General features: G+C 65.1%; 6 protein-coding genes. 3 read left to right on the forward strand and 3 right to left on the reverse strand.

Features of this window, described 5'->3' with window-relative positions; genetic code table 11:
* A partial coding sequence (locus MOV74_RS33545) for a cache domain-containing protein (RefSeq protein ID WP_246931273.1) occupies positions 1 to 962 on the reverse strand: 962 nt, incomplete at its 3' end.
* A 283-nt stretch (positions 963 to 1,245) separates the two neighbouring features.
* Here MOV74_RS33545 and MOV74_RS33550 point away from each other — a divergent pair.
* Together MOV74_RS33550 and MOV74_RS33555 are read left to right on the forward strand one after the other, a co-directional pair.
* The gene (locus tag MOV74_RS33550) at positions 1,246 to 1,746 is read left to right on the forward strand and encodes a hypothetical protein (RefSeq protein ID WP_246931274.1); all 501 of its coding nucleotides are present in this window, start codon (positions 1,246 to 1,248) and stop codon (positions 1,744 to 1,746) included.
* 11 nt (positions 1,747 to 1,757) lie between these two features.
* Positions 1,758 to 2,231, forward strand: coding sequence for a hypothetical protein (locus MOV74_RS33555; RefSeq protein WP_246931275.1), 474 nt, complete (start codon positions 1,758 to 1,760; stop codon positions 2,229 to 2,231).
* A gap of 3 nt (positions 2,232 to 2,234) precedes the next feature.
* On the opposite strand, the gene MOV74_RS33560 is transcribed toward MOV74_RS33555, so the two are convergent.
* Entirely contained in the window at positions 2,235 to 2,834 is a 600-nt protein-coding gene (locus MOV74_RS33560) for a TetR/AcrR family transcriptional regulator (protein ID WP_246931276.1), read from the reverse strand.
* 170 nt (positions 2,835 to 3,004) lie between these two features.
* On the opposite strand from MOV74_RS33560, the gene MOV74_RS33565 reads away from it, so the two are divergent.
* On the forward strand, positions 3,005 to 3,382 hold the full coding sequence (locus MOV74_RS33565; RefSeq protein ID WP_246931277.1) for a tautomerase family protein: 378 nt from the start codon (positions 3,005 to 3,007) through the stop codon (positions 3,380 to 3,382).
* Positions 3,383 to 3,416: 34 nt separating this feature from the next.
* Here MOV74_RS33565 and MOV74_RS33570 read toward each other — a convergent pair.
* A partial coding sequence (locus MOV74_RS33570; protein ID WP_246931278.1) for a GTP-binding protein occupies positions 3,417 to 3,757 on the reverse strand: 341 nt, incomplete at its 5' end.

Here is a 3,757-nt window from a genome sequence, read left to right on the forward strand (position 1 = left end):
CGGTTCGCGGTCTCCGACATGCCTTGCGCGGCCTGCTGCATCGCGCGCGCCTCGTTGAAGACGTCGCGGACGACGGCCTGGACGCTCGCCTCGAACTTGCCGGCGAGATCGGCCATGGCCTTGCGCTTCTCCTCGTCGGCCCGCTGCTTCAGCTCCTGCTGCTCGGCATGCATCCGGCCGACTGCCGATGCGTTGTCCTTGAACACGGCCAGCGCCTTGGCGAGCCCGCCGACCTCGTTGCTGCGGTCGGTGTAGGGCACCTCGAAGGCGCTGTCGCCGGCGGCAAGTCGCTCGGTCAGCGCGGTGATTTTGGCGAGTGGCCGGGTCACGCTGCGACCGATCACGAAGGACGCGCCGAGGACCAGGACCAGCACGGCCAGACAGACGTAGCCGAACGTCGTCGCGGCCTGGCGGAAGACGGCGTCGACATCGTCGAGATAGATGCCGGTGCCGATGATCCAGCCCCAGGGCGCAAAGCCCTTCACATAGGAGATTTTCCCGACCGGCTGGTCGAAGCCGGGCTTCGGCCAGAGATAACCGTAAAAGCCCGCGCCCTGCTTGTTGACGACGTCAACGAAGCCCATGAACAACGCGTTGCCGGCGGGATCCTTCATCGCGGATAGATCCTTGCCGTCGAGCTCGGGCTTGATCGGATGCATGACCATCTTGGGGGTCATGTCGTTGATCCAGAAATACTCGACCTTGTCGTAGCGCAGGCTCTTGATCTCGGCCATGGCGGCGGCCTGGGCCTGCTCGCGCGGCAGTTTCCCCTCACTCTCGAGCTTCTGATAGTGGGCGAGGATGCCGTAGCCGACATCCACCATGTGCTGCGTCTTGGCCTGGCGATCGGCGACCATCTGCGCGCGCAGGGTCGACAGCGCGATCGGCGCCAGCGCGATCATGCCGAGGAGGCTGATGCCGACAATCAGAACCAGCTTGAAACTAATGCGGGAGAAAATCATCGGGGCTCGCAAAATGGGCGGTACAGATATGCCAATTTATCCCGATCCCCTTAGCAAAGCCTTAAGCATTCGGGTTCCGCAAAGGGCCGCCGGAGGCCTGCGGCCGCGCACAGTTTCCGTATTCCGACGACACGGCTGCGCCTCCGAATGTAAACCTCTTCAAATCTAGAACACCTCGATATCGCCCTTCCGCGCGTTGACTTGGAGAGGGCTCTGGCAGAACGATCGATGCAGACAATCAGCGCCAGCTGTGGCGTGAGCGCAGCCAAGGGCCAGAGGCTTCATGAATTCATCGACATCACCGGGGTCTCTCGACCTTCCCGCACTCAGCGCGGCGGAACGGCTCTTCATCTGGGGATTCCGGGCCAAGGCGCGCAGCGGCGGCGCCGTTCCGACCGCCGCCGACATCCAGCAGGTGTACGACCATTTTCGCGTCGGCGACGCCGTGCTCTCGCTGGAATCCATCATCGAGATCTTCGCCTGCACGGCCCATACGGCCATCGAGGTGCACTGCCCGACTTGTCCGCGCATGTCGGACAGCGAGCACGGAATTTTGCACGCCATTGCCGCGGCACAGCAGGGTCGCGTCGACGTCGCGCGCGAACGGTTCGAGAGCTGGCTGCCGCCGGTCGGTGCCGATTGGGCGCTCGCGCCCGTGCGGGGCCTGGCGACGATCTTCCGCATGGCAGGTCTCATCCTGCCCGACCGGCACGTGCGCTCTTTGGACCACGACCGGACCATGGCGATGAAGAGCTGGCTGGTCGGAAGCCCGACGTTGCACTGATGAGATCGTTGATGACCTCAGATATTTGTGCTTCTGCGGCGATCCCCGACGCCGGCCAAATGCGTCTCTGTCCGCTCCAGGCCGCGCTTGCGGCGCGCCCCTGCGTCGACAGCTACGATGATTTCTGCCGCGTCGCGCTGTCGTTATTCCGTTTCATCGGAGCAGCCTATACGACCGGCGCGTCCGATTGCTGGGAAGCGGCCTATCGTTTTGCCGACGAGGCGCCGGGCATTTCCGACAGTCCTCTGCTGGTGGCACGGGCGGCCGCGCTCGTCAGAATCCTGCGCAGCGGCCGCCCATGCGAGCTGTGCTTCATGCCGCCGTCCTGCCGCCGCCTGTCGAATGACGAGGCGGAATTGATGCGAGTGCTGGCGGTCGCGCGCCGCAAGCAGCCGGGTGAGCTCGAATCCATCGTCTGCGGACTCGTCGGCGCCGGCAAGGAAGATGCGGCAACGCGGGCGGTCAACGCGCTGGCCTTGTGCTGACACCTAGCCGCCCTTCTTGCCGAGCACGAGATCGATGGTGTGCGCGGCGATCTTGCGCAACTGCGCCTCGTCGCCAAAGGCACGTTCGAGCACGGCGAGGCCCCGCGTCACGGTGATGATGTGCAGCGCCGCGGCCGCAGGATTGCCGTTGAACTCGCCCCGCTCCGCGCCCGCCGACAACGTGTCCTGAAGCAGTGCGGTGATGCGCGCGATGAGGTTTGCAAAGGCCTCGCGCGCGTCGTCATCCAGCCCCTCGCCTTGGGCGGCGCCGAGCTCCATCAAGCCGCGCGTGGTCGGACAACCGCGCGGCGGCGTGCCGGAGCGGAAGTTGGTGATGGTCAGATCGAAGAAAGCCGTGAGGCGTCTGCGCAATGAGCCGGCACCAAGCGCCTTTTGCAGGACGAGGAGATAATCCCCCGCATAGCGTTCATAGGCCTGGAGAAACAGCGCCTCCTTGCTGCCGAAGGCGTTGTAGAGGCTGCCGCGCTGGACCCCGGCGTCGCGCGCGATGTCCGACAGCGAGGTGCCGCGCACGCCGTTGCGCCAGAACTGGTCGAACGCGACGCGCAGGACGTCGTCATGGTCGAACTCGCGCGGTCTCAAATCCTGCTCCTCGAAGTCAATGTATTTGACACGGCGTCAAGAACATGCTTTCTAGACATCGTGTCAAAAATAAATTGGGATTGATAGCCCGTTTCGTCAATGGGCTGAACGGCCGGCAGCCCGCCAAGCGCGCACCTGGCCGATCGCGCCCGCATGCAAGGAACCAGCCGATGCCGCTCCTCCACATTTCGATGCGCGCCGGAAAGCCGGAAGCCTATCGGCAGGCAATCCTCGACAGTCTCTATCGCGCCATGCGCGAGGCATTGAATGTGCCGGAGGGCGACGAGTTCATGACCATCAGCGAGCTCTCGCCTGCAAACTTCCGCTGCGGCAACGCCTATGGCGTCGACCGCAGCGAGGATGCCGTGCTGATCCAGATCACCGTATTCGCCTCGCGCACGGCCGAGCAGAAGAAGGCGCTGTACCGGCGTATCGCCGCCCTTCTCGGCGAAAGCCCGGGCCTCCGACCCGAGGACGTCTTCGTCAACGTGCTCGATGCGCCCAAGGAGAACTGGTCGGTCGGAAACGGGCTGGCGCAATTCGCGTGAAGCGACGGTCGCGGGACGCTCGCAATGGCCCACTTCACTCGCCCGCAACGCACGCCTCCATGATGCTGTCGAGCTCGGCCTTCGAGAGCACACCGAGTTCGGCGATGAAGACAATCCGCGATCGCGGCACGCCTGCCGCCGGCGCATCATCGCCAGGGGCCAGCGTGGCGCGGCCGGCGGCGAATTGAAACACCATCTGGCGGCCGGGCTGCTCGGCCGTCTCGAACAGGCCTTTTGCGCGCGCAAGTTTTGGAGCAAGCCGGCCGATGGCCTGCTGCAGGCGCGGCAGCGAGAGCGGCCGGTCCGAGGTCCAGCTCAGCGTCTCGAAGCGGTCCTCTGCCGGCCGTCTCGGGCTTGGGGTGCGCGGCGCGGGCT

Origin of the sequence: Bradyrhizobium sp. SHOUNA76 (assembly GCF_023006445.1) — a bacterium.
Lineage (GTDB): Bacteria > Pseudomonadota > Alphaproteobacteria > Rhizobiales > Xanthobacteraceae > Bradyrhizobium.